The sequence below is a fragment of the Pseudomonas syringae genome (genome assembly GCF_000737245.1).
Taxonomy (GTDB): domain Bacteria; phylum Pseudomonadota; class Gammaproteobacteria; order Pseudomonadales; family Pseudomonadaceae; genus Aquipseudomonas; species Aquipseudomonas syringae_J.
Genome location: NZ_JPQU01000100.1, coordinates 86487 through 112435, shown reverse-complemented (window position 1 = coordinate 112435; position 25949 = coordinate 86487). Strand labels below are relative to the sequence as shown.

Below are 25949 nucleotides of genomic sequence, written 5' to 3'. Positions count from 1 at the left end.
GATGCCTATTGAGTAGGGCGCTTAGGCCGATTACCGCCCTGACGAAGGACCGCAATCGACCTCTCAACGCTTTGATTCGCTTCCCGCGCGGATCGGCGCGTGGCAAGCGTCGGTGATCAATCAATCAAGCGGTTTTGACTGCCAAAGCTTTTTGCCGACGGTACAGAATCGTCGTCGCCGTGAATCCGCACACTGCCGCGAACATCAGCCAGTAGGCAGGTGATGCTTTGTCACCCGTCGCCTGGACAAGCAACGTCGAGATTGCCGGGGTAAAGCCACCAAACACCGCGGTAGCCAGACTGAATGCCAGTGAAAACCCGACAACCCGCACGTTCTGTGGCATGACCTCGGTCAGTGCCGCGACCATGGCGCCGTTGTAGATGCCAAAGAAGAATGAGAAGTACAGCAGAACAGCAAGGAGTCGTTCGAAACTCGCCGCTTGCGCTAGCCAGTGCATCGCGGGATAGGCAGTGAAGATGCACAGCAACGATATCGCCAGTAACAGTGGCCGCCGGCCAATGCGGTCGGAGATGGCGCCGCCGATAGGCAGCCAGATAAAGTTGCTGATGCCTACCAGCAGTGTGACCATCAGGCTGTCAGTGGTGCTCAGGTTCAGTACTGTCCTGCCAAACGTCGGTGTGTAGACCGTAATAAGGTAGAACGTGGTGGTGGTCATAGATGCAAGCAGGCCGCCCGCCAGTACGGTGCGCCAGTTGTCACGCATCGAACGAAAAACTTCGCGAGTTGTTGGACGATGGCTGCGAGCAGTGAAGGCAGCAGTTTCTTCCAGTGAGCGACGAATAATGAAAATGAACGGGATGATCACGCAGCCAATGAAGAAGGGAATACGCCATCCCCAATCGGCAATTTCAGCGGCTTGCATCGTTGCATTGATCGTGTAGCCCAACGCGGCCGCGACGACGATCGCAACCTGTTGGCTGGCCGACTGCCAACTGGTGTAAAAACCGGTGTGACCGGGGGTGGAAATTTCCGCCAGATACACGGAAACACCTCCCATTTCCGCGCCGGCGGAGAAGCCCTGGAGCAGCCTGCCCAACAACACCAGAATCGGTGCCGCCACGCCGATGGCGGCGTAGCCTGGCACCAGGGCGATCAATACGGTACCAGCGGCCATGATCGACAGCGTCACTATCAGCCCTTTGCGACGGCCGACCTTATCGATGTACGCCCCCAGCACAATGGCGCCTAACGGACGCATCAGGAATCCGGAGCCGAATACTGCGAAGGTCATCATTAGCGAGGCAAATTCGCTGGTGGCAGGAAAGAAAGTTTGGGAGATGTAGGTCGCGTAGAACCCAAACAGAAAGAAGTCGAACTGCTCAAGAAAGTTACCGCTGGTGACCCGCAAAATGGCGCCCAGTTTGGACCCCTTGCCTCGGGTTGTTGCCGTTGTCGTTTTCATCATTTGGCTACCGTTATGCTCACTATTGTTTTTGGAATAAGTGTCTTAACCGTCAATCGCTGCCAGCGTTGATCGGGTTGGGTTGACGCTTCTCGATGGCGTGTTTGAGCAGCGCTGCGCTGCGGAATATTCCATGGGCGAATTTGCTGTAAGGCATGGTCAAGAAAAACGCCATGACCAGGCCCAGGTGGATAGCCAGCATCAAGCCCAAGGCGCTGGTTTCACGCAAAGCCAGTAGAGCCAGGCCGCTCGCGCTGACTAGAAACAGCAGAGCAATGAAGCCGCGGTCCATGGGTTTTTGGTTCTCATCCCCGTGCGCAGGGTTGCGACGCAGGTTCAGCCAAAGAAGACCCGCCGGGCCGATCAGCAGGCCGATACCACCGGCAATACCCAGCATCACCGGTAAGCTGAAGATCGGATAAGGCGCCGACCACTTCAGCAGATAGTGATAGAGCGTGGCGACACTGGTGGCGGCGAAGCACAGCAGGAAGCCGTAGAAGGTGAGGTGGTGGAATCGGCGTCGCCACAAGGTGAATTGATCGTCTGCGTTGTTGCAGCCTTCGCCATGGCCGCCGTCCAGATATTTGAGCTGTGCGACGTTGACCGTAGCCTCCAAAGCAGCAGAGGTTTTCAATGGCAGTGGCGCTGCGACCGGTGAAACGTTGCGCCAGAAGCGCCTTACACCTATGGTCAGGGCAAGTACCGCAAAGCCGAACACTGAGCCGAACATCAGCGCCAGGGTGTTATGCGGGAAAATCTTATAGAAGTTGCCTCCGGGAATGGTCGTGAACAGGTTGCCCATGAACATCAGGGTCAGGCATAAAAACAACGCCAGTCCGCCACCGGAAGCCAGCGCCAGGGTCAGGCCGTTGCGCTGATACAACTTGCCCATCACTTGCGGCCAGGCGTATTCGGCGTAAGTATCCAGGCGAACTTTCGCCATGGCTTTGGGTATGTTGACGTCGAACTCGTGTGGTGCGGCGTATTGGCAGGCGTGCAGGCACGCGCCGCAGTTATGGCACAGGTTCGCCAGATAATGGATGTCAGCCTGAGTGAATTCCAGGCGCCGGGTCATCGCCGGAAATACCGCACAAAAGCCTTCGCAATAACGGCAGGCATTGCAGATGGTCATCTGCCGCTGGACTTCACTTTCGTCAAGATTCAACACCGGGATCAACCCGCTCGACGATTGGGGATCAAACAGTTGCATGTCGAGACTCCTTGTTTGCAGCTGAAACGCCAAAGCCCGCCGAAGCGGCCGCTTGCACACCGGCGATGCGGCCAAAAGCTGTACCAATGGCCATGCCGATGCCTGCGGTGTAGCCCTTGCCCAGAACATTGCCGGCCATCATTTCTCCCGCGACGAACAGGTTGGGGCTTGCCTGGCCGTTGAAATGCACGGCAGCGGTTTCGTCGGTGGCGAGGCCGAGGTAGGTGAAGGTGACACCTGGCTTAAGCGGGTAGGCGTAGAAAGGCGGCTTCACCAATGGCCGTGCCCAATGGGTTTTGGCCGGCATCAGCCCCAGGGTGTGACAATCGTCCAGCGCCGTGTGATCGAACGTGCCGACGCAGCAGGCGCGGTTGTAATCCTCGACAGTCTTGACGAATTGTTCTTGAGGCAGCTTCAACTGGCGGGCCAGGTCTTGCAGCGTATTGGCGGTGGTTCCTGGAAAGACCGGGGGCATGAAGCGGCCGATGGCTTGTTGATCGATAATCGAATAGGCCTGCTGACCGGGTTGCCCAGCCACCAGTCGCCCCCAGATCGCATAACGTTTTGGCCAGAAATCCTCACCTTCGTCGTAGAATCGTTCGCCATCACGATTGACGACCACTCCAAGTGATACGCAATCGATTCGGGTACAGATGCCGCCATCGTAGGGCGGCGCGCGGGCATCAATCGCTACCATGTGTGCTTGCGTTGGGTCGCCAATCACATCTGCGCCGAGGTCGAGCATGCGCCGTAGCAATATGCCGGTGTTGAATCGGGTGCCCCGGATCAGGAAATTGTCCGATGGCCATTCACCGCGTTCGTTCTGCCCCCAGGCTTCGCGCAGCCATTCACGGTTGGATTCGAAGCCGCCAGCCGCCAATACGCAGGCCCGCGCTTCAATGCGTTCTGCGGCGAAACGCTGACCATCGACCTCATGTTCGCCCACATGGGCGGCGACGAATTTCCCCTCATCCAACTCGATATCGGTCACTTGAGTGTTGTAGCGAACTTTGACTCCCAAGCGCTCGGCACTGCGGAAATACGCATTGACCAACGCTTTGCCCCCTCCCATAAAAAATGCGTTAGTCCGCGCCACGTGCAGCGCTCCGGAAAGCGGAGGCTGAAAATGCACCCCGTGTGAACGCATCCAGTCACGGCAAGAAGACGATGCCCGAATCGTAATGCGTGCAAGCCTTTCATCCGTGAGACCACCGGTAACCTTCAACAGGTCTTGCCAGTATTCTTCTTCCGGATAGGCATCGATTAGCACGTCCTGAGGTTCGTCGTGCATGCACCGCAGGTTACGGGTGTGTTGGGAGTTACCACCGCGCCAGATTTTTGGGGAGGCTTCCAGCAGCATTACGCTGGCACCCGCTTCTCGCGCCATTAGAGCGGCGCATAGGGCAGCGTTGCCACCCCCTATGATTAAGACATCGATCATTTTCGTTCCTCGATTTGCAAGGAGGCGGGAACAAATTGCTCCTTGCGATTGGGGAGAACGATAGGGTGGGGAATAGGTGAGCGAAAGACTGACAATGGCGCGGGGTATTTAGTTTTTCTAAAGGCTTTGTCGTCAGGAGAGACTTATGAGCCGGGGTTCAATGAGGATCCTGCGTCTATCCCTTCTATCCACGTAGCTCCAGGCCACTGTTTGCTGACGACCAACTGTCGTGCCACATCGACCATGACCAACCGCGTTGCCAGCGCCGCGGGCGAGAGTTCGTCGTCAGGCAGCGTTGCCAGAAGATTACGGCGGCCTACATGGAGATCGGCAATCCTGATCAGCGAGAGTCCGGACCTGTCCTTCAATGCCGCAGCAGCCCCCGGCTGTATTGTTGCCGCGTGACCGGCCCGAACGGCGTTCATCAAAACAGCGAGACCGTCGACTTCCATAATGACATTGGGTGTTAGCCCGACCCGCTCGAAGGCGCTCATCAATCCCGAGCGCAGACCATGTTGCGCACTGGGCATTACCAGTGGCAGGCCGCCGAGATCGGCTAACTGTACGCTGTCACCAGAAGGCGCTTGAGGCAGATCAGGCGAGGCAATCACAAAAAGCTTTTCATCCAGCAGCGGAGTCACGCTCCAGCGTTTACCCCCTTCGAGCTGGAACAGGATAGCCAGGTCAATGTGCCGAGCGTTGAGCTGCGCCGCCAGGTGGCCGGAAAGCATTTCCACCAAATGCAGTTGTATGTCTGGATAACGCGCACGCATTGCGTTGATTAACGGCAACGCGAGCACTGTCGCGGTCGTCGGTGGCAAGCCGACGCTGACATAACCGCTCATTCGCCCGCGGTGTGCCGCCATGATGGCGTTTTCCGCTTGGCGTAGCGTCAGTTGGGCATGGTGTAGAAACGCAAATCCGGCGCTAGTGGGGGTCACTCCGGTGGAGGTTCGATTCAGGAGGCGGGTGCACAGTTCGCTTTCCAGCTTGGAGATTTGCTGACTTAGGGCTGACACGCCAACGTCTAGTTCAAGCGCCGCACGTCCCAGGCTGCCAAGCTCAATGATTTTTACGAAATAGCGCAGTTGTCTCAATTCCAATGTGGCTGCTCCCCGTGGATTTGTTATTCAAATACCTGAACGTTTGCCACGCAAGTTGCGAAGTCTGAAGAGAAGCATTGTCGCAGGTTTGGGGTGACGATTGAGCACGTGCGATTTGTCGACGGCTGACAGCAGTAGACCCGAACTTTCTATCGTGATTGTGTCGGTTGAGCCTGGATCGCAGACCAGGGCACGTTGGACGCCACATTCAACATGTTGCGGCTTGTCGGTGTGCCCAGCGCAGGTCAGTTCGCAGCAAACTGCCATAGCTGGCGAACGTTGCCAGATGCCTTCACGGCATTGGTTGCAATGGCAATGTTCAAAAGGTTTGAGTCGTGATTTGATTTCGCAATTGACGACGCCGCGGCGACAGCTTCATTGGGAAGTGCCGTTATTTTCAACACAGCCTGGTAACTAATGGGTCAGTTCAAGCAGATGGGACGGGGAGCGTTGAATGATTGCTTCTGTTCGATAGACACCTGTCGCTGGCGTGCCTGGTGACCTACCAGCGCAGCCAGTATTTCCCGAGGAACATGCCCATAGCGGTTGGTACTGCCATACCCAGCAGGTACCAGGTTCCCCAAAATGGCACGCCCATTTCCGGGCAGTGCAGACTGTACGCAAGGGTGGCCATCGCGCCTGAGAGGAGGCCGGCGCAGCTTCCGGCCAGCGTCGAGCGGGTGGGCGCCAAATTGCGTAGCGCCCAGAAAACAGCAATGAATCCCGGGATCGATAGCAAGGTGATATTGAGTGCACATACCCGCCAGGTCTTGCCAAGAATCACAGCGAGGCGGGTGTCGGGTGCCGAACCCATAAGGACATAGATCGCGCCCCCCCACACGGCTGCAATGGCTGCAAAAATCAGTAATCCTCCGTAGCCCGGGGGGACTCCCGGCCTTGCCAGGCGTACGACTACGCTCAGAGCACCGGCTATCAAACTGAGGGGCAGGGCGATTTTGGCCCAGAAAAGCGGAGTCACCGCCACCACGAACAGGTCTGCACGAACGCCCAGTAAGACCATCACCAGCAGCGTGGCCGTCACCAGGCCGGTCAGCGTCGCAACGCTGAAGCGCTTGGCGACTGCATGCCGGTCAACCGGGGTAACTCCCGTCGCGAGCAGGGAAATGAAGTCATCAGTTTTCATTGTTTGCCTCTGATCTTTGCAGCCAACGCTTTCAGTCCGCGATGGATGCCTGTCTTTATCGCTGATTCAGATAAACCGGTTATCAACGCCGTTTCACTGACCGACAACCCCTCAAGCTTCACATGCATGATCGGAAGGCGTTGACGCTCGGGCAATTGCTCCAGGAGCTTGCCGAGGTCACGACTGGCCTGTGCTGGTTCAAGATGAGGCTCGGCAAAAAGCTCTGCGCCATCGTCGAGGGGGTCGTTAAACACTTCATGGCGTGATCTGCCCCGAAAAAAATCCGTAAGTTTGTAGCGCGCAATGGCGAACACCCATGCCGTCAGTGGCAGATCGGTCCGATAGGTGTGACGGCCGTTATGAATGGCCAGCAGCACCTCTTGCAGTAAATCCTCGATATCGCCCGGCTGCCGTTGAAGTCTTGCTCGCAGAAAGCCGCGCAGGTGACCGCTCAACTCCGACAGAAATTGCCGATAAGCCTGCTCGTCTCCTTCAAGGCCAGCGGCGAACAACGCCTGAAGGTGCATCTCCCGGCTGCGCAATGCGTCGTTGTGGGTAGTTCGTTCCATCTTCTGCTCTGGTTACACGAAGGGGAAAAATATTTCGCACCCACATAACGCGATGCTCATGACGGGTAGCGGATCATGCTTGCGTCCAAAGGCTAAAGGCAACCTGCAGATTTTATCCTCACGATTCTAAAAAATATTTTGCGAGGACTGTAACCAGTTTCCCGAAGTCAGCGAACTACTTCTCGGATCGCAAGCGCAGAGCCTCTGCCTGAAGCGGCGACCACCACTGACTTTTTCGGAGAAACAAAAATGAACAACATCAAACTCGCGGCCATTGCAGTTGCTCTTTCCTCATTCGCTGCCGGCGCCATGGCTGCCGAAGCTCCAGCCGCAGCCGGTGCAATGGAAAAATGCTACGGCGTTTCCATGGCCGGGAAAAATGACTGCAAGGCGGGTGCCGGTACTACTTGCGCCGGTACGTCGAAAACCGATTACCAGGCCGATGCATGGAAAAATGTTCCGGCCGGGACCTGCACCTCCATCAAGACCCCGAAAGGCATGGGCACCCTGAAAGCCATGTAATCCGCCATCTCCAGAGTACGCAGCGATCATGGACAATCAATTCCGGATGGGCGCAGGGCTCGGCCTCAAGGCCGAGCACTACCAGCAGGCACTCGAATGCACGAGTGACGGGCTGTGGTTTGAAGTGCATCCGGAAAACTACCTGATCGATGGTGGACCACGTCTGGCCTGGCTGCAAGCAATCGGTGAGCAGCATCCTTTGGCTATGCACGGTGTGTCCTTGTCACTTGCGGCTGATTGCCCGCCGGACAAGGTTCACCTGGCGCGGCTCAGGACTCTCGCCGATCGCCTCCAGCCGGCCCTTGTTTCCGAGCACCTCGCCTGGTCGGCCTGGCGCGGTCAGTATCATCCTGACCTGCTGCCGTTTCCCCGTACCGGCGAGGCGCTCATCCGCATTACCGATAATATCCAGCGCACTCAAGATGCTCTGGGCCGACGCATTGCCATTGAAAACCCTACCCATTATTTAAGACTCGACGGTCACGAATGGAGCGAAATCGACTTCCTGAGTGAACTGTCCATCAGAACCGGTTGTGGGTTATTGCTTGACGTGAACAACGTGCATATCAGCGCTCATAATCTGGCCTTGGACGCGGCGGCTTATATCGATGCCTTTCCCGCTCAAGCCATCATGGAAATTCATCTGGCGGGGCACACTGTCGACCCCGGCAACTCTTCATTATTGATCGACTCCCACGATGCGCCCATCGTCGACAGCGTCTGGAGCCTGTACCGACGTCTGATCGAACGTATAGGGTCGCGCCCGACGCTGATCGAACGTGACGACCAATTGCCTTCGTTTGAAGTCTTGCTGGGCGAGCGAGATCTAGCCCAGTGCATCCTGAGCCCATCACGGGAGACCACTCAATGAATCTTTCACTGAGCGGTTTTCAGGATGCGTTTGTCAGCGCGCTTTATGGCACCGATCCGTCCGCATTGCCTTCTCTGGCTCAACAGGCGGGTTTCATGGTCTACCGCAACACCGTGATGAAAGGCGCCAGCGATGCGCTACTGGCCAACTTCCCGACGGTAGAGCGGATAGTGGGAACGGAATGGCTGCGGGCCGCAGCATCGGTCTACCTGCATGACCATCCGCCCAGCGATGCGCGCCTGTTGTTTTACGGTACCGATTTTGCCCACTTCCTCGACAACTTCGAACATGCCAGAGAGATGCCTTATCTGGGCAACATAGCTCGCCTGGATCGCTTCTGGATCGAAGCCCACAGTGCCGCTGAACAAGCCGGTACCGGGCTTGCCGAGCTGACCCGGATCGAACCTCTGGCGTTGCTTGGCTTGTATCTCGAACCCCACGTTGCCGCCCGCTGGGCATGGTTCTCCGACCAGCCGGCTTACAGCCTCTGGCGTTTGAACCGTGAGAAGCTGGATATACCCGAGGACCTGCAATGGAGCGCTGAAGGCGCGTTATTGACCCGTAAGGATGGGCTTGTGCAATGGCAGGAGCTTTCACGCGGTGGCTGCATTTTTCTCGATGCATGCGCTGCCAGCCTGTCACTGGGGGAGGCGGCTCAGCGTGCTCTCGATGCACAGCCTGAGCTGGATTTGAATGAATTGCTGATTTGTCTGGTGAGCGCCAATGCGTTCGCCGCCAATCAGGCAGCCGGACAACAATAAGGAGCACATCATGGATACCTTGCACATTGCTGCACCGACTTTCAGTCAGCGCCTTCGCCACCACTGGAGCTCACTGGCGAATCAGTTACAGCGCCTTATCAGTAATGATTTGCTCTCACTGCTTGCCCGTATTTCGATAGCGGCGATTTTCCTGTTGTCCGGCCGAACCAAGGTCGAGGGCTTTTTGACCGTCACGCCCAGCACTTATGAGCTTTTTCGTAGCGAGTACAATCTGCCACTGATTTCCCCGGAACTGGCCGCACATCTGGCGGCTTATGCCGAGCACTTGTTCCCGCTACTGCTGATCCTTGGCTTATGTACCCGGTTATCGGCGCTGGCCCTGCTTGTCATGACCGGAGTGATCCAGGTTTTTGTTTACCCGGACGCGTGGCCAACTCACCTCTCGTGGGCCGTACTGCTGTTGTTCATTGTCGGCCGGGGGGCGGGGGTACTTTCTTTGGATTCGTGTATCAAGGGATTGCGAACGCGTGCCCCCCGTGCAATCTGCGATGACTGTGAACGAGGTAAACCAAGCAAGTAGATGTCGAATAAGTTGAGGTCACCTGCACCGTGCTATAGCCAAGATGAGGGTCTGGGGCGATTCAACGGCTTATTACTCTTATTGGCGGTCTCTGCATTGTCGGCATAACACCCGAGCAGCGAGCACGCGGCCATGAGAATCGCTCGCGCAAAAAAAATGCGAAGCCCCGGTGCATTCGCCCGGCCCCACAAACCGCATCCTCGATCACTGACTATTTGATTTATCTCAACTCTGCGCTCCTGCGCTTCGTAATACTCCAATGGTACTGAGCACGAAAACAATAGAAGCAGAACCGAGTACGGAGTGACCGTAAGGGGTCAGTTGAGCACGGTTAAAGTGCCTCATCTGTTACATGCAGGAAGAATTTTTTGCCCCTTTGTTTTTCGTCGATCGTACGAAACTATTCCCGGCGTCAGAAGTGGCGGCGGGAGTGTGCTTGCAAACATGAGGAGAAGCGAAATGCCAGGTCTACTTCCCAGACAAATCGTGCTCGCCGTTTTATCGACCTGCCTCGGAGCTGGCGCGGCGCACGCTGCCCCCAACGACGCCACCAATGCAACTCGAGAAGCCAACGATGCGTTGCTTGGCTATTTGCCGTTTTCCAACCAGCAAGACTTTGACGATGCGAACCACGGATTTATAGCCGATTTACCCAGTCCAGTGATCAAGGGTGATGCGGGTAATACCGTTATTGACCTGTCCCAATACGACTTTCTCAAGGAAGAAGGAACAATACCCGCCACGGTAAACCCAAGTCTGTGGCGGCAATCGCAGCTGCTTTCCATTCGAGGTTTGTTCAAAGTGGTGGATGGCATCTACCAGGTACGCAATATCGACCTGGCTAACGTCACCTTCATCCGTGGAAAGACTGGCTGGATCGTGATTGATCCACTGACCTCGGCGGAAACAGCCCGAGCGGCGCTGGCGCTGGTCAATGACAAAATTGAAAATCTACCGGTTTCTGCCGTGATATTTACTCACTCGCATGTTGACCACTTCGCTGGCGTGCGCGCGATGGTCGATGACGCCGATGTGAAGTCAGGCAAAGTCCCAGTGATCGCCCCTGAAGGCTTCATGGAGGAAGCGGTCAGCGAAAATGTGTTTGCTGGCACCGCGATGAGCCGTCGCGCTTCTTATATGTACGGCAATCTGTTGCCAAAAGACCCCAAAGGTACGGTCAGTGGTGGCTTGGGGATAACCACTGCTGCAGGCACCATCACCCTGCTCGAACCGAACAAACTGATCGAGAAAACCGGAGAAACGCTCACAGTCGATGGAATCGAGGCGGTGTTCCAAATGGCTCCCAATACTGAAGCTCCGGCTGAAATGCTGTTCTACTTCCCGCAATTCAAAGCCATCGACCTGGCCGAGGATGCCAACCACACCTTGCACAACATTCTTACCCTGCGTGGTGCAAAAGTTCGCAGCGCGCAGAAATGGGCGAGTGCTCTTGGACAAACCATTGATCTGTGGGGGGCGGATGCCGTTGTGTCGTTCGGTAGCCATCATTGGCCGCAGTGGGGTAATGAACGAGTGGTGCAGCATCTGGAGAAACAGCGCGACCTCTACAAGTACATTAATGATCAGACGCTGCGCATGGCCAACCAAGGCATGACCATGAACGAGATCGCTGAGGCGTTCAAGCTGCCTGACAGCCTGGCGAAAGAGTTTTCTAACCGCGGCTATTACGGCAATCTCAAGCATAACGTGCGTGCGACCTATCAACTCTACTTAGGCTTCTGGGATGGTAATCCAGCCAACTTCGATCCATTACCACCGACCGAGGAGGCTAAGAAGTACGTCGAAATGGTGGGTGCGGACAAGATGGTCAAAACCGCTCAGGAGTCTTATGACAAAGGCGATTACCGCTGGGCTGCGGTTGTAGCCAACAAGGTCGTTTTCGCCGATCCGAAGAACCAGAGTGCTCGTTCTGTCGAGGCTGACGCTCTGGAGCAGATGGGTTACCAGGCGGAATCGGGGCCTGCACGTAACTTCTACCTGTCAGGCGCCCAGGAATTGCGTGGGGGCGTGAAAAAAATGGTGACGCCCAATACCAGTTCGCCTGACATCATTCGCGGCATGACTACTGAAATGTTTCTAGACTTCCTTGCCATTCACTTGAATGGTCCGAGAGTCGGCGAGAAATCCTTTGCGTTCAATCTCAACTTTCCAGACACTAACGCCCAGTACGTATTGACGATTAAAAACGGTGTCATGAATTACAAAAAAGATAAAAAAATGGATAACGCTGACGGCTCTGTCACTCTTAATCGAACCACCCTCGATGACATTGCGTTGGGCAAGCTGAAACTGGGTAACTTATCGGAAAGTGGCGACGTAAAAATCGAAGGTAACAAAGACAAGTTTAAAGAAATGCTGACCTATTTCGAAAAGTTCGATTTCTGGTTTACGATCGCGGAACCTTAGTCGTTTTGCAGTTCCGCAAGTACAGAGCGCCGTTAAGCGGGACATTTCGTCTTGCGTGTGTGGAGGTGCATCAAGGCGCTGCATAGGGTCTTGGCAGTGCGTTGTTATGTCTGCTTTTTCACGCGTCGGTCGAGCGTGAGGGGGCGGCTCTGGATCGAATAGCGAGATGCCGAAATGTGCCTGATGGTGATTTGACTCTGCTCGATTGAGTCAGCAATCAAATAATAAAGTCTCGTGTTATTGCGGTCTGGTGCTTTGTGCTTGATTTGCCCGTCAGCGCGCAAACAGAAACGTCACTGCTGCACGGAATCCCCAGCCCTGCGCACCGTTATCCGAGCTGTCCGCCCAATAACGTGGCCCGATTTGAATGGTTAAAGGTTGACCTGAGATTTTCAGCAGTTGTGTGACCGTCAGGTTGACTGGCACCGACCACCGCCGGCTTTGCCAGTTGTAGATCGATTCGGTATTCACCCCGAAGGTGGTATAGGTCCCGTTGGTATAGGAAAGGAATGGTTGCAGGAAGGTCTGATTGACCTTTTCTTTACCATCCGGCGTGCTCCCATTGAGCCCCCAGATATGGTTGGCAAGAATGCCGCGGGTCCAGCCGTTTGATTGTTTCAGCGCTACGGCGGTAGGCCCCAGACCCCATTGCTTGCTACTCAGCAAATCATCGCCGCCGGCTGGGATCAGTAATGCCGGCCCGACACCGAGAATCCACCCACTGTCGGTGGGTTGTTTAGGCGAGAAAAAAAGGCTTTGAGTGACATCACCAATCCCGGATTTATCTGCCTGCCCATTCGGGGCCAGACCGTGTTGATCGATTATCGGCAAGATCGTGCGTGAGATAAGATTCCAATCGTCGTTCAATTCGAATGGCAGCACCGGCTGAATATTGGTGACGCTATGCATGCCGTTATCGGTCGGGCCCAGCTTTTGGTCCCAATTGTATTGCACCGGTAAGCTGTATATTGCCGCAACAGGGTTGAGCGCCTGCTTGGCCAGTTCCGCAGCATCTTTCGTCTCGGCAACAGCGCTTTGCTGCGCGAAAGCAAGGACCGTCAGCAGCGTTAGCTGTAGCTTTAGTTGTGATCGCAACATATTTAAATCCCCTGTTCGACGCAAGACAAGGCGGCGTCAAGCACAAAAAGTATGGCTGCGCTGACACGCTTCTTTCTGGTTAATTGTTAAATGGGTATGTGCATTTGAAGTGATACTCCAAACGTTGAATTTATTCATTCACTGCCAGACGCTAGAAGCGCCAGGTTATATTGCCGGTGAAGGTTTGGATCCAGGTATTGCTGAACTGACCGGAGGTGCGTTGGCCAGACAATGATTTACTTTGATCAACTGGTAAGTTGCCCATCCAGACCACATCCCAGCTGATGTTCAGGTATGTACTTTTATCCAGCGTATAGGTGGCGCCAGTACCCAGCCGCCAGGTGCTGCCCACCGGCATGACCAAACGCCGGTTAGCGTCGGATACCGCCGAGGTGTCATAGGCAGCGCCGACATTCCACAACAACTGCTGGGTCGCCTGGTATTGCGCCCCCAACGCCAGTTGGTAGGTATCTCTGAAATTGGCATTAACAGTGGTCGATTGCGCGCCGGCCGCATTGGTATCGACCTCGAGGGATATCTCTCCGAAACTTGACCAGTCTTGCCAATTGGCGGTCGCGAGCAGCGCCCATTGCGGATTAAGCTGCTGATACAAACTGAGCGTAGCTGTCTGCGGCACTCTCATACCGATCTTAGTATTCAGACCGTCCAAGTTATTTAGCAGCGGACCGGTGCCTTTAATGTCCAGGCGATCTTCGAAGTCCAGATCTACTTTACTCGTGTAAGCCAAGCCAATCCGAGTACCCGCCTGCGGAGAATAGATCACACCTAGATTCGCGCCATAGCCCCAAGTACCGTCTTCATACTTGTATTGGCCATCGCTTCGGTCCAGCAGACCGAGGGGAGCAAGATTGATTGCTGTTTTGGATCTTAACCTCCCGTACATCGCTTTCAGACCCGCGCCCAGCGACCACTCATCATTAAACCGATAAGCCACACTGGGTACTAATGATAGACCGACAATACTGGCGTCTTGCACGTAATAACGACCCGCCCAACGGTTTCCGAAACTTTCCGCCAGCCCGAAGTCGCCATAGGTGCCAAATCCGAGGCTCCATTGATCGTCCAGTCGATGGCTGATAAAAAAGCTGGCCCCCGGCGTCAGACCCAAGCCGTTGTCTCCGTTTCCGCCGTTACTGGTGGTAGAAGAGTCTTGATCAAAACTCATATTGCCAAACAGTAGTTGGGCCCCGACACTTATTTGGGTGTCTTTCAGATAGCTCAAACCGGCCGGATTACTGGCGATAGTCGATGGCCCTTGTGCTCGTGCCGCAGCGCCTGCGTTAGCAACCCCAGTATTTTCACTGCCGACTTCATACAGCAGGATCCCACCGGCATGGGTCCACGAAGAAATACACAGGAACACCATGCCGTAGATCAGTTTCTTGGTCATCTGAGCACCCGGGAATTTCTCATTCCACTATTATTAGACTCATTGGAAGCAGGCTCTCAATGACGAGGACAGTAACTTGATCACACTTAACGTTCAGGGTTTTGGGTGGTCGCTCAAAGAGTTTCAACGAAGGGGCCTTGCGAAAATTGACCTAGATCAAGCAATTCCGAGTGAACGCGATAACTTTATTCAATAGAAGTCATTCCCAGACAAGACGGCTTCGCAATGATTCGTTTCTACGGCCGTCCGATAGCGCGCTATCGACGATCGCTGAAATCCTGCTGATGTTAAAAAGCGTAAATAAGACCCTGCCGACTTAAGTGATCAGGAGTATTCGTTCGTTTCAGCGATGAATGTCTTGAGGGACCAGGTCTGGCCGAGCACCACCTGTTGCTAAGGGTAGCACCCGACTCAGAGCTGCACATTGTGGAATCTAAATCTTTCTCACGTATCCCCGGGAGGGAAGTTCAGCCCGGGCGATTTGCTCCGAGAGTAACTGCGCATACTTTTCAATCCCCGGTTGCACCAGGCTTACTTTTTCATGTGGCGGTCGCCTCCTGAACGGATCTAACCCTTAGGGTGAGTAGAGGTCTGATCGCGGGTTTTCCAAAGCGATAGCAACACACCGCCCAGCAGCAAAGCCACTGTCACGCTGAGAGAAAACACTGCCGGAATCTTACCGATGATGCCGACCATGAAGATCTTGCCGCCGATAAACATCAACACCAGCGCGAGGGCGTACTTGAGGTAGGCGAAGCGGTGGATCATCGCCGCCAAAGCGAAATACAGCGCACGCAGGCCGAGGATGGCGAAGATGTTTGAGGTGTAGACGATAAAGGGGTCTTGGGTGATGGCAAAGATCGCCGGCACGCTGTCCACAGCGAACACCAGGTCAGCACACTCGATCAGAACCAGGGCAAGGAACAACGGCGTCGCCCAGACCACGGCCTTACCACTCGCATCCGGCTGGCGGATGAAGAAGCGCCCTTCATACAAGCGATCAGTCACTCGCATGTGTTTGCGCAGGAACTTCACCATCAGGTTTTCGCTAAGGTCCGGGTGGGCGTCGATCTTGCTGAACAGCATCTTCGCCCCGGTCAACAGCAGGAAGATGCCGAACACATAGAGAATCCAACTGAACTCGGCAATCAGCGCTGCCCCCAGGCCAATCATAAGCGCGCGCAGCACGATCACACCCAGAATGCCCCAGAACAGAACCTCGTGCTGATACCGGCGCGGGATTGAGAGAAAGCTGAAGATCATCGCCATGAGGAAAACGTTGTCCATCGACAACGATTTCTCGATTAGAAAGCCGGTGTAAAAATCCATCCCGGCGTCACCGCCCTTTATCACCCAGACCCAAAGGCCGAACAGCAAGCCAGCCGTGATATAGCCAGCAGACAACAGCAGGCTTTCACGCACGCCAATTTCGCGATGCTCACGGTGTAGCACCCCGAGGTCGAATATCAACAGCGCCAGGACGACACTGATAAAAACCAGCCACAACCAACTAGCGGTACCAAGAAAGTCGGAAAACAGGAACGTTTCCAGGGCAGCCATGAGCATCTCCTCTAAATGTCGACGTTGTACAAACTGCAACTCCGACATGGCAGCGATTCGCTGTCAGAGGGGCCCGGCGTTGTGAGAAAAAAATTTAATAGAGACGTATCTGATTTCTCAATCACGTAAGGTTTGCAAGTTATTTCAGTGAGGGCGGCCGGATCTGCGGGCGGATAGACGACTGAAAGAGATCAGAAGCCTAACGCTCCCTGGAGAAAATCGAGGTTTCGTTATAAGGACTGCATAGTCGGAGAATATAGGTCGGCGATTAACCAAAGAGCCTTTGAACATCCAGGACTGGACGTCGACCGATACTTGGCAAGTGTTCGGCCACTGCAGACTGTTTGTCATGTCTACGCTAGCCTCTATGCCCACGCTGTAAGCGACTCAACCCACTCTATGCAACGGCGGTGATTGTGGACAGGTTTCAGGAAATGAAGGTGTTGCTCGCTGTTGTGGAAGCGCAAAGCTTCGCAGGCGGTGCCAGATTGGTCGGGATGTCGCCGCCCAGCGTCACCCGTGTCATAGCCGGCCTGGAAAGCCGCCTGGGTGTGCTGTTACTGGCGCGCAGCTCACGACTCTTGCGTCTGACCGAGGCAGGCCGGCGGTATGTGGAGGACTGCAAACGGATCTTGCTGGATCTGGAGGAAGCTGAAGAATTGGCCGCCGGCAGCAACGTTCGCGCCCGTGGCAGCCTGACGGTGACCGCTCCAGTGATGTTCGGTGAGTTGTTTATGATCCCGCTGATCACCGAGTACCTGGCGGAATATTCACAAGTAACGATAAACGCATTACTGGTGGATCGCCTGGTGAATATGGTGGACGAGGGTGTCGATGTGGCCATCCGCATCGGGATGTTGCCCGACACCAGTTTGCAAGCGGTCAGGGTTGGGCAGATTTGTCCGGTGGTGTGTGCCGCGCCGGGCTTTCTTGATCGGGTTGGCAGGCCCACTGCGCCTGAAGATGTCATGGCGCTGCCGGTGGTGATGTCATCTGCCAGTAACTTGCTGACTGACTGGCACTTCAGGGTGGGCGCGAGCGCCGTTGCGCTGCACCCTGAGCCTCGTCTGATGGTCAGCTCAAATCAGGCGGCCATCAATGCAGCGCGTCTGGGTTGGGGCCTTACGCGGGTGTTGTCATATCAGGTGGCGCATTGGGTGGAGAAGGGCGAGCTGGAGATTGTCCTTGAGGAATTTCAAACAGCGGCATTGCCGGTGCACGTGCTTTATCAGGGAGACAGGCGCGTACTCGCCAAGGTCCGCACGTTTGTTGATCATTGCGCGAGCCGACTGTCAGGTGATGCGGCGCTGCAAACAGTTTCGGCAGATTAGGGGATGAGTCGTTACAGCGAAATGCAAGCCTTCGACGCGGTAGTACAGACCGGCAGCCTGGCCGGTGCTGCGCGGTATCTCAAGTTGTCGTCCGCGACCATCATGCGCACCATCGCCGCACTGGAAACACGCTTGCACAGTACCCTGCTCATTCGCGGGCCGCGCGGAGTCGACCTCAGCCCGACGGGCGAGCTATTTGCGCAAAGTTGCCGGTATATCCTGGAGCAGACCGAACTGGCTGAGCGCTCGGCAGCGGGTTTGCACGCAAGCCCCCAAGGGCAACTGACGGTCGCGTTGCCATTGCTGTTCGATTTGCAGGTTTTCACCCCGATTGCACTTGCCTATCTGGACGCCTTTCCCGGCGTGCGCCTGGCAATCCGGGTGAGTGAAGGCGTACCCAAATTGCTCAAGGACGGCATTGATGTGGCCGTGGTGATTGGTCAGTTGCGCAACTCTTCCGACTTTGCCACGCCGTTGGGCACGGTCCGGCCAATGGTTTGCGCGTCTCCCGCTTACCTCGGCAAATGGGGGCGACCTGCCAGCGCCGATGACCTCAAGGCACATCGCGCGACGGTGGTCCTGGTGCCGGGCGATGAGGCGCAGTGGCGTTTTCCTTGTGGCGTTTTCCCCCGAGCAGTCAGGCCCGCTCAGGTGCTCAGTTGCACAACTCAGCGTGGAGCCATCCGTGCTGCCACGCTGGGCGCGGGACTGGTTCGTTGCATGAGCTATGAGGTTTACGAGGAGCTTTGCAGTGGTGCCCTGGAGCCGGCATTGATCGCCACCCCCGGCGACGCCTTGCCGGTGCAGTTGATCTACCGACACGGTCGTCGTGCCGAAGCTCGGGTGAGGACTTTTGTTGATTTTGTTACCCCATTGCTGCGTGCCCACCCTGTGTTTATGGGACGAGGAGACGGTGGAGTTTCGTAAAACGGAATGATGGATTGCTCAGTTTGGTGATTCTGCTTCGGCCTGAACGGGCGCAGCATGGTCTTACCAGCGTATTAGCCGCCACCCGGGTTTGATTCTGCGCTGCTTCTTCCTGAACCAATGCGGAGCAAACCCTCATGACAAATGCCATCAAACTGTATCGTCACCCGTTATCCGGCCACTCTCATCGCGTGGAGCTGATGCTGTCGCTACTGGGACTTCCCACTGAGTTAGTGTTTGTCGACCTTGCCAAGGGTGAGCATAAACAGCCAGCGTATCTGGCGATCAACGCTTTTGGCCAAGTCCCCGTCATTGATGACAACGGCGTCCTGCTCAGCGACTCAAACTCGATTCTGGTGTATCTGGCGAAGAAGTACGGCAATGGCGGTTGGCTGGCGGATGATCCCCTCGCACAGGCGGGTATTCAGCGCTGGTTATCGGTGGCTGCTGGTCAGGTGGCATACGGTCCGGCAGCGGCCCGGCTGATCACGGTGTTTGGTGCGGCCTTCGATGCCGACGAGGTCATCGGCCGCGCCCATGCGTTGCTCAAGGTGATGGACGCTGAGTTGGCGGACAGGCCGTTTCTGGCGGGACCTGAGGTGAGCATTGCCGATGTGGCCAACTACAGCTATATCGCCCATGCCCCGGAAGGCAATGTCTCGCTCCAGGATTATCCGAATGTTCGGGCCTGGTTGCATCGCATTGAGTCGCTGCCCGGTTTCGTGCCGATGCAGCCTACGGCGGTCGGCCTGCACGCGGCATAAGTGCGCAACGAAGACCGTGTACCGAGATCAAGGAGCATCCGCCATGAGTCTGTCCCATCCGGCAAAATCACCCTGGCATGTGGGCGAAAAACAGCTTCAAGAGATCTACCACGTCGCTGAGCGAATGGACGAGCTCGGCCGTCGAGTGATTCGCGATTACATGCCCGATCAGCACCGGGAGTTCTACCACCAGTTGCCTTTTGTGGTGGTCGGCGCGGTGGATGCGAATAACCGTCCGTGGGCCACTCTGCTTGAGGGGCCTGAAGGTTTCATCAGCAGCGCCGACCCGCATCACCTGCGCCTGTCCACTTCTCTGGACCCGCAAGACCCGGCCACACCTGGTTTGCAGTCCGGTGAGGCCATCGGACTGCTGGGTATCGAACTGCATACGCGGCGCCGCAATCGCGTTAACGGGGTGATCCAGCACGCCTCAGACACGGACATGAAAATCGCCATTGAGCAGTCTTATGGCAATTGCCCCAAATACATCCAGGACCGCTCCTATACGCGAATGCAGGAGTCGGAAAGTGACCACGCGCTGCGTCAGGATTTCACCGCGCTGAATGAGCAAACCACGGCGTTGATTCGCGCCGCAGATACTTTTTTTATCGCCAGTTTCGTTAATCAGGATGCTGAGCGCTCGGTTGATGTTTCACACCGGGGCGGTCGTGCCGGGTTTATCAACGTGGAAGGAAATCGGCTGACCATCCCGGACTATGCGGGCAACCTGTTCTTCAACACCCTGGGCAATTTAAAGGCAAACCCGGTTGCTGGCTTACTGTTTGTTGATTTCACCACTGGCGATACGCTGCAACTCACCGGGCGCACGGAGTTGCTGCTGGATAGCCCGTTGATCAAGGCTTTCGAAGGTGCCGAGCGGCTCTGGACGTTTGAGGTAGAACAGGCGGTGGTGCGGCCTGGAGCGGTAAAAATTCGCTGGCTGTTTCACGAGTACGCCCCCACCAGCCTAGCTACAGGCACTTGGGCGGAAACCAATGAGCGCCTGCGGCAGAGCGAACAGCGGCGGCACTGGCAGCAGTGGCGGGTGACCCGTATACAGCAGGAAAGCAGCGACATTCGCTCCTTTTACCTGGAGGCGCCCGGCAATGCTGTTATCCCGTTCGCCCCGGGCCAACATCTGCCAGTGCGCGTCATGGCGGACGGTGAGGGCGCTCTGGTCAGAACCTACAGCCTCTCAAGCGCGCCTTCGGACGGGCACATCCGCATTAGCGTCAAGCGCATGGGCAGGGCGTCACAACACCTTCACGACAGCGTGCAGGTTGGCGATTTACTGGACGTGCGTGCTCCGCTGGGCGGCTTCACCCTGGCGCAAGATTCCCACCGCCCGGTTGTCCTGCTGGGCGCCGGGGTTGGCATTACGCCGATGATCGCCATGGCCAGAGAGCTGGTGGCGCAAAACCTGCGAGAGCAAAGTGGGCGACATATCCATCTGTTCCAAAGTGCGCGGGACTCGCAAGATTTGCCATTTCAAGAGGAGCTGTTGGCGCTGCAAAACCGCTCGGCCGGTTCGCTGCACATCCACCGGGCGCTGAGCAGTCCCGGCACGCAAGCTGTGCTGGAGCGAGACTACCAAGTGGCGGGGCGCTTGAGCTTCGCCGAGGTAAAGGCTCGACTACCGCTGGATGACTACGACTTTTATCTCTGCGGCCCCGCGGGTTTTCTGCAAGCCATGTACGACGGCCTGCGCAGTGTGAATATCCCTGACCCGCGCATTCACGCAGAAACCTTCGGACCCTCGGCACTGAAGCGGGCGGAAAGCCAATCATCCTCGACGCTGGTGCAACCGGCTGCAGCCGAAGTGCCGGTCCCGGTGTACTTCAAGGCGTCTGCTACCGAAGCCCGCTGGAAACCAGGGGGTGGCAGCCTGCTGGAACTGGCCGAGAGCCATGGACTGAACCCTGAGTTCAGTTGCCGTGGCGGCTCCTGCGGAACCTGCAGCGCCACGCTGATCAGCGGTGAAGTGCATTACCCAACACCGCCAGCGCAAATGCCGGCCGCCGATAAAGTGTTGATCTGTTGCGCAATACCGGCGCAGACAATAGGCGCTGGCCAAGGCCTGGTGCTTGATCTCTGATGAACTGGCGGCGTTCGGTTGATGCCGCCGGCGAATAGCATCGTCAAGGATCAACATTTGTCGGCACATTGTGACGGGCTATGCTGTGAGCCTCGACGTTTGAGGTTCCCAACATGGATGTCATTGTTCGCCCGGCAACAAGCACAGATACGGCGGCGATAAGCCGCGTCGTGATCGCCGCCCTGCGTGAGTCAAATTCGCAGGATTACTCACCTGACGTCATCGCTCAGGTGGAGCGCAGTTTTTTGCCCTATCCATTGGCGCGCTGCTCCATAAGCGCAAGGTTTTCGTGGCCTGGCTAGGGGGCAATATCACCGGCACTGCAAGCCTCGACGGCGCTGTAGTCAGAAGCGTTTTCGTCGATCCTGCCTACCAGGGTACTGGCATCGGTCGGCAGCTTATGGAGGTGATTCACGCGACTGCTGCCCAGGTTGGCGTCGGCGTTTTGCGGGTGCCTTCGTCGATAACTGCAGAGCGGTTCTACGCTGCGCTGGGTTACCAGAAAATCCGCGATGAGTTTCACGGAAATGAGCGCACCGTCGTGATGGAAAAACAGCTTGAGACGTAGTCCAGGCCGTTCGCCGGCCATTTCACTTGTCCGGCGGACCAGCATCAGTTACGCACCGCGATGAAAGGTGTTCAGGTGCAGCTTTTGACTTCATCCAGGGTCAAGACACTTTCAGCCTGCTCTCGCCAGCGACGCACGATGCCCAACTCTATATCGAACATGTCCAGTACTCTTCCGACACTGTGGTCGATCATCTCTTCCAGGCTTTGCGGGCGGGTATAAAAGGCTGGGACCGGGGGCGCGATGATCGCTCCCAGCTCGGCCAGTTCAGTCATGCTGCGCAGATGATTGCGGTGCAACGGTGTTTCCCGAACCATCAGGACCAGACGCCTGCGTTCCTTGAGCACCACATCGGCGGCGCGGGTCAGCAACGTTGAAGTCACGCCGCTGGCAATCTCCGACAGGCTTCGGATGGAGCAGGGCGCGATGATCATGCCCAGGGTCTTGAAGGATCCGCTGGCAATAGAGGCTCCGATATCCTGGCTGGAGTGAGTCACGTCGGCCATGGACTTGAGCTGCGACCAACTGATATCGGTTTCGTGAGCCAGGGTGATCATCGCGGATTTGCTGACCACCAAATGCGTCTCGACGGGCGTGTCGCGCAGCAATTGAAGCAGGCGTACCCCATAAATCGCCCCGGATGCACCAGAAATCCCGATGATGAGTCGCTGCGTACGGCTATCGTTCATGTGTTGCTCCCGGGGCTGAACCCTCTTTGTAGTAAGGAATGGTGTTCAAGGCTGAGGTCAGGGTCTTGCCGATGACCTCGATAAATAACAAGGCCGCTGGCGTCAGCGGACGGCGTACATCATGGACGCACATCATCCGCCGGGTAATTCCGGGGGCCGTCAGGGGATAGGCGCGCAACACACCCTGGTGCAGACCACGCTGCAGGACGGTGGCGGGCAAAATACTGACCCAGTCACTGCGCCGCAGAAACTCTTCAATAACCGCCAGGTCATCCACTTCCAGTTGCGGTGCCAGCTCCAGTCCTTCAGCGGCCATTCGTTGATCAATGACGATTCGCAGCCCATGTCGTCTTGAAGGCAACACCAGTTTGAGATCCTGCAGTGCCGCCAATGGAATCGGCACCGTGCAATTGAGCCGGTGGGCTGCCCCTGCAGCTACCAGCAATTCTTCGTTGAGGATGTCGTGGCAGTGCAGATGGTCCTGCTGAAAGCTCTGGTTGATGACCGCAAAATCCAGCGTCCCGGCCAAAACCTTGTCGATCAGCTCCTGGCTGTAATCTGAAGTGACGCACAGTTGCACGTCGGGATGGAATTCGACGAAGTGCGCCAGGGTCGCTGCCAAGGCGTGATTGGTTGCTGATGCGATCAATCCGGCGTGCACCCGCCCGCCGATGTGTCCGCTGCGGTCGATGAGAGTTTGTCGCGCTTCGAGAAACTGGCCGAGAATCGGCATGAACAGCCGGTAAGCCTGATCGCCGGCTTCCGTGGGGTGCATGCCCTTGGAGCTGCGCTCGAACAAGGTCTGGCCCAGTTCTTCTTCCAGCTTGGCGATCTGCATCGACAACGCAGGCTGGACGATATTCAGGCGTTGCGCCGCCCGAGTGACTGAACCCTCCTCGTAGAGGCAGGTGAAGTATTTCAGTTGGCGCAGTTCCATGGCTATGTTCCTCGTTATGGATCAGCCCAGGGTGCCGACGCTCTGATAGATATGCTTGAGCTCGCTGAAATCCAGCAGCGCGTCGACACCATGCAAGCGGCCAAGGCCACTCTTGCGGTAGCCACCGGTTTCAGCTTCGGCAAACAGCTTGTTGTGATCATTTATCCATACGGTGCCGTTGCGTAATGCCCTCGCCACACGCCAGGCGCGGGCGCCGTGATCGGTCCAGACACTGGCGGAAAGCCCGAACTCGGTATGATTGGCCCGTGCCACCGCTTCAGCCTCATCCTCGAAAGGCTCAATGACCAGCAGCGGGCCGAAGATTTCTTCCTGACAGAAGAATGCACCGCTATCGCGATGGGTGATCAGGGACGGCGCAAGGTAAGCCCCTTTGCTTGACACCCCATGGGGGCGCCCCCCTGGCAACAGCACTTGATCACAACTGTCCAGCGCCTGGGCGATAAGCTGTTCGACCTTGTCACGGGAGTGCCAGTCAATCAGCGGACCCATCTGAGTCGCAGGATCGCTCCCCGGTCCGATCCTGATCTCGGCCAGCGCTGCCTTGAGGGCCTTTTGCATCTCGTCGAAACGGCTGGCATGCACCAGAATCCGGCGCGCAGCGGTGCATTGTTGTCCGGAAATAATCGTCGCCGCTGCGGCGAGCTTCGGCGCAATCGCTGCGATATCCGCGTCCTCGAACACCAGGCAGCAGGATTTCCCCCCTAGCTCCAGTGAAAGCTTTTTCATCGTCGCGGCGGCGTCCTGCATGATGCGCTGACCGGTTGCGGTTGAGCCGGTGAAGCTCAGTACATCCACCTCAGGGGAGGCCACCATAAAGCTGGCTCCAGCGTGGCCGGTCTCAGCGAACAGATTCACCGCGCCGGCTGGTAGCCCTGGCAGGTTCAACAGTGGTTCAAGAATCGCCGCGTTGAACAGTGCCGTTTGCGGGGCAGGTTTGATCACTACAGTGCAGCCGGCTGCAATTGCCGGCGCAATGGCCCGTATCAGGAGTACCGCAGGTGCGTTCCACGGGATGATCAGCCCGGCGACGCCCGCCGGTTCGCGCAACATACTGGAAAACTCACCCGGCGCGACCTCCAGAATATGGCCGGGGTTATGCCGGGCCAATCCTGCGTAATAGATGATTTCCGAAATCGCCCCGGCAACCTCGCCTCGGGATTGGGCCAGGGCTTTGCCGTTTTCGCGGCTCAGAAGCTGGGCCAGGGGTTCGTGACGCGTCTTGAGTTCACCTGCCCAGTCCAGCAGCAGTTGCTGGCGCAGGCGCGGATTTTGCGCCCAGTGTGGCTTGGCGAATGCCGCTGCGGCTGCTGCAACAGCGGCCCGGGCCTGAGCTTCACCACCCTCGGCGAAACGACCAATGACCTCACCATTGGAGGGGTCAAAACTTTCAGCCCACTGGCCGTCATCAGTCCAGTGGCCGTCGATAAAATGTTGGCTTTGCATGGAGGCTCCTCAATCCGCGATCAATGGGTGACCGAACCGCCGTCGACCACGATGGTCTGGCCGCTCATGAAGTCGCTGTCAGCGCTGCTGAGGAACAGCAGTGCGCCGATCAAATCCTGAGGTACGGCCTCACGCTTGATGCAACGGCTGGCGATGTTGGCTTTGACGATTGCGTCAGCCCAGTCGGCGTTGGCCTGCACGTTGGCGCTCATGGTCAGCCCCGGCGCCAGGCAATTGCAGCAGATACCTGCATCGCCCACCTCGCGGGCAATGGAGCGGGTCATGGCAATGATCGCGCCCTTGGAGGCGACGTAGGCGAGCATCATGGGAGCGCCTTTGAAGGCTGTCGCCGACGCAATGTTGACGATTTTGCCATAGCCCTGCTGACGCATGATGGGCAATACCGCCTTGGCGCACTCGAAGGAACCGCGCACGTTGACGGTCATGATCCGGTCCCATTCGGCGGACTCGGTCTGTTCGAAGGGTTTGAGTTGCAGGGTCGCGAAGAGGGCTGCGTTGTTGATCAGAACATGCACCCCGCCGAAAGCTTCTACTGCTGCACTGACCATGGCTTTTACCGCGTCACCGTCGGTGACATCACAGGCAACTGCCAGCGCAGTACCACCCTGTGCGCGGATTGCGTTGGCGGTGTCTTGCGGAGCGTGCAGGTCGCATATCACGACCCTGGCACCTTCGGCGGCCAGCGCCTGGGCGTAGGTCGCGCCGATTCCCTGGGCTGCGCCGGTGACGATAGCCACTTTGTGGTTGAGCCGATTCATGGCGTTTCTCTCTTGTTTTTATGGGGCTTGTTTTTATTGGGTTTGCGTTTATGAGCTCGATTCTTTGTGCTGCCGATCACCGTCGACCGCACGCTGATCCGGCAGGGGTATCTGCGCCGAGTGTGGTAGATCATCACACCCTGCGCCTTGCCCTGAACGCCGGAGTTTCGCGCCACAGTCGGCAAATTTGCCTTGTAGTCTGATTCGCGTTCAAGCCCCGGATTTCAACGCATGGGGAAGGCATTACTGATAGTCCGTATCAACATTTGTTAATAGGCAGGAGCTGCCAATGCCTGTTTAGCTTGGTCCCAATC

General features: G+C 56.7%; 22 protein-coding genes and 1 pseudogene. 10 read left to right on the top strand and 13 right to left on the bottom strand.

From position 1 onward, the window contains the following. Positions 1–124: 124 nt before the first annotated feature. The 6 genes from IV01_RS01135 to IV01_RS01160 all read right to left on the bottom strand — a co-directional run bounded on the left by IV01_RS01135 (position 125) and on the right by IV01_RS01160 (position 6890). Positions 125–1426: an MFS transporter gene (locus IV01_RS01135; protein ID WP_032631737.1), complete on the bottom strand. Its 1302-nt coding sequence runs from the start codon at positions 1424–1426 to the stop codon at positions 125–127. A gap of 49 nt (positions 1427–1475) precedes the next feature. Then, complete coding sequence (gene tcuB, locus IV01_RS01140; protein ID WP_032631736.1) at positions 1476–2633, bottom strand: tricarballylate utilization 4Fe-4S protein TcuB; 1158 nt, start codon at positions 2631–2633, stop codon at positions 1476–1478. Then, on the bottom strand, positions 2620–4074 hold the full coding sequence (gene tcuA / locus IV01_RS01145) for an FAD-dependent tricarballylate dehydrogenase TcuA (RefSeq protein WP_032631735.1): 1455 nt from the start codon (positions 4072–4074) through the stop codon (positions 2620–2622). Before tcuA ends, tcuB begins: the two co-directional genes overlap by 14 nt. A 143-nt stretch (positions 4075–4217) precedes the next feature. After that, the gene (locus IV01_RS01150) at positions 4218–5177 is read right to left on the bottom strand and encodes a LysR substrate-binding domain-containing protein (protein ID WP_032631734.1); all 960 of its coding nucleotides are present in this window, start codon (positions 5175–5177) and stop codon (positions 4218–4220) included. A 502-nt stretch (positions 5178–5679) separates the two neighbouring features. Then, complete coding sequence (locus IV01_RS01155; protein WP_032631733.1) at positions 5680–6321, bottom strand: DUF1109 domain-containing protein; 642 nt, start codon at positions 6319–6321, stop codon at positions 5680–5682. Next, complete coding sequence (locus tag IV01_RS01160; protein WP_032631732.1) at positions 6318–6890, bottom strand: sigma-70 family RNA polymerase sigma factor; 573 nt, start codon at positions 6888–6890, stop codon at positions 6318–6320. Before IV01_RS01160 ends, IV01_RS01155 begins: the two co-directional genes overlap by 4 nt. Before the next feature lie 249 nt (positions 6891–7139). Between IV01_RS01160 and IV01_RS01165 the strand changes: the two genes are divergently transcribed. The 5 genes from IV01_RS01165 (at position 7140) to IV01_RS01180 (ending at position 12012) form a co-directional block, all read left to right on the top strand. Further along, entirely contained in the window at positions 7140–7412 is a 273-nt protein-coding gene (locus IV01_RS01165; RefSeq protein WP_032631730.1) for a DUF2282 domain-containing protein, read from the top strand. Between the two features lie 28 nt (positions 7413–7440). Continuing rightward, positions 7441–8283, top strand: coding sequence for a DUF692 domain-containing protein (locus IV01_RS01170; RefSeq protein WP_032631729.1), 843 nt, complete (start codon positions 7441–7443; stop codon positions 8281–8283). After that, a complete protein-coding gene (locus tag IV01_RS01175) occupies positions 8280–9044 on the top strand; it encodes a DNA-binding domain-containing protein (protein WP_032631728.1) in 765 nt (254 codons plus the stop codon). Before IV01_RS01170 ends, IV01_RS01175 begins: the two co-directional genes overlap by 4 nt. 10 nt (positions 9045–9054) lie before the next feature. Next, a complete protein-coding gene (locus IV01_RS0125645) occupies positions 9055–9585 on the top strand; it encodes a DoxX family protein (protein ID WP_050508046.1) in 531 nt (176 codons plus the stop codon). A 459-nt stretch (positions 9586–10044) separates the two neighbouring features. Beyond that, positions 10045–12012, top strand: coding sequence for an alkyl/aryl-sulfatase (locus tag IV01_RS01180; RefSeq protein ID WP_080290423.1), 1968 nt, complete (start codon positions 10045–10047; stop codon positions 12010–12012). A gap of 273 nt (positions 12013–12285) precedes the next feature. On the opposite strand, the gene IV01_RS01185 is transcribed toward IV01_RS01180, so the two are convergent. The 3 genes from IV01_RS01185 to IV01_RS01195 form a co-directional block, all read right to left on the bottom strand. After that, positions 12286–13110, bottom strand: coding sequence for a transporter (locus IV01_RS01185; protein WP_154232289.1), 825 nt, complete (start codon positions 13108–13110; stop codon positions 12286–12288). Positions 13111–13261: 151 nt separating this feature from the next. Next, positions 13262–14521, bottom strand: coding sequence for an OmpP1/FadL family transporter (locus IV01_RS01190; RefSeq protein WP_050508042.1), 1260 nt, complete (start codon positions 14519–14521; stop codon positions 13262–13264). A gap of 567 nt (positions 14522–15088) precedes the next feature. After that, positions 15089–16081, bottom strand: coding sequence for a TerC family protein (locus IV01_RS01195; protein ID WP_032631727.1), 993 nt, complete (start codon positions 16079–16081; stop codon positions 15089–15091). 434 nt (positions 16082–16515) lie between these two features. On the opposite strand from IV01_RS01195, the gene IV01_RS01200 reads away from it, so the two are divergent. The 5 genes and pseudogenes from IV01_RS01200 (at position 16516) to IV01_RS26565 (ending at position 21766) form a co-directional block, all read left to right on the top strand. Beyond that, positions 16516–17412 carry a LysR family transcriptional regulator gene (locus IV01_RS01200; RefSeq protein WP_080290422.1) on the top strand — a complete coding sequence of 299 codons (897 nt, stop codon included), beginning with the start codon at positions 16516–16518 and terminating at the stop codon, positions 17410–17412. A gap of 3 nt (positions 17413–17415) precedes the next feature. Continuing rightward, entirely contained in the window at positions 17416–18339 is a 924-nt protein-coding gene (locus tag IV01_RS01205; protein ID WP_032631726.1) for a LysR family transcriptional regulator, read from the top strand. 137 nt (positions 18340–18476) lie between these two features. Beyond that, positions 18477–19103 carry a glutathione S-transferase family protein gene (locus IV01_RS01210; RefSeq protein WP_032631725.1) on the top strand — a complete coding sequence of 209 codons (627 nt, stop codon included), beginning with the start codon at positions 18477–18479 and terminating at the stop codon, positions 19101–19103. Between the two features lie 43 nt (positions 19104–19146). After that, positions 19147–21198 (top strand): pyridoxamine 5'-phosphate oxidase family protein, encoded by a 2052-nt coding sequence (locus tag IV01_RS01215; RefSeq protein ID WP_032631724.1) that lies wholly within the window; start codon positions 19147–19149, stop codon positions 21196–21198. 113 nt (positions 21199–21311) lie between these two features. After that, a pseudogene (locus IV01_RS26565) lies at positions 21312–21766 on the top strand (GNAT family N-acetyltransferase). A gap of 71 nt (positions 21767–21837) precedes the next feature. Here the strand turns inward: IV01_RS26565 and IV01_RS01220 are convergent. From IV01_RS01220 to IV01_RS01235, 4 genes are read right to left on the bottom strand one after another with little or no spacing between them, the layout of a single operon-like run. Next, positions 21838–22455 (bottom strand): UbiX family flavin prenyltransferase, encoded by a 618-nt coding sequence (locus tag IV01_RS01220; protein ID WP_032631723.1) that lies wholly within the window; start codon positions 22453–22455, stop codon positions 21838–21840. Then, the gene (locus tag IV01_RS01225) at positions 22445–23392 is read right to left on the bottom strand and encodes a LysR family transcriptional regulator (protein ID WP_032631722.1); all 948 of its coding nucleotides are present in this window, start codon (positions 23390–23392) and stop codon (positions 22445–22447) included. Before IV01_RS01225 ends, IV01_RS01220 begins: the two co-directional genes overlap by 11 nt. A gap of 21 nt (positions 23393–23413) precedes the next feature. Continuing rightward, a complete protein-coding gene (locus IV01_RS01230; protein ID WP_032631721.1) occupies positions 23414–24856 on the bottom strand; it encodes an aldehyde dehydrogenase family protein in 1443 nt (480 codons plus the stop codon). Positions 24857–24876: 20 nt separating this feature from the next. Next, complete coding sequence (locus tag IV01_RS01235; protein WP_032631720.1) at positions 24877–25635, bottom strand: SDR family NAD(P)-dependent oxidoreductase; 759 nt, start codon at positions 25633–25635, stop codon at positions 24877–24879. Between the last annotated feature and the right edge of the window lie 314 nt (positions 25636–25949).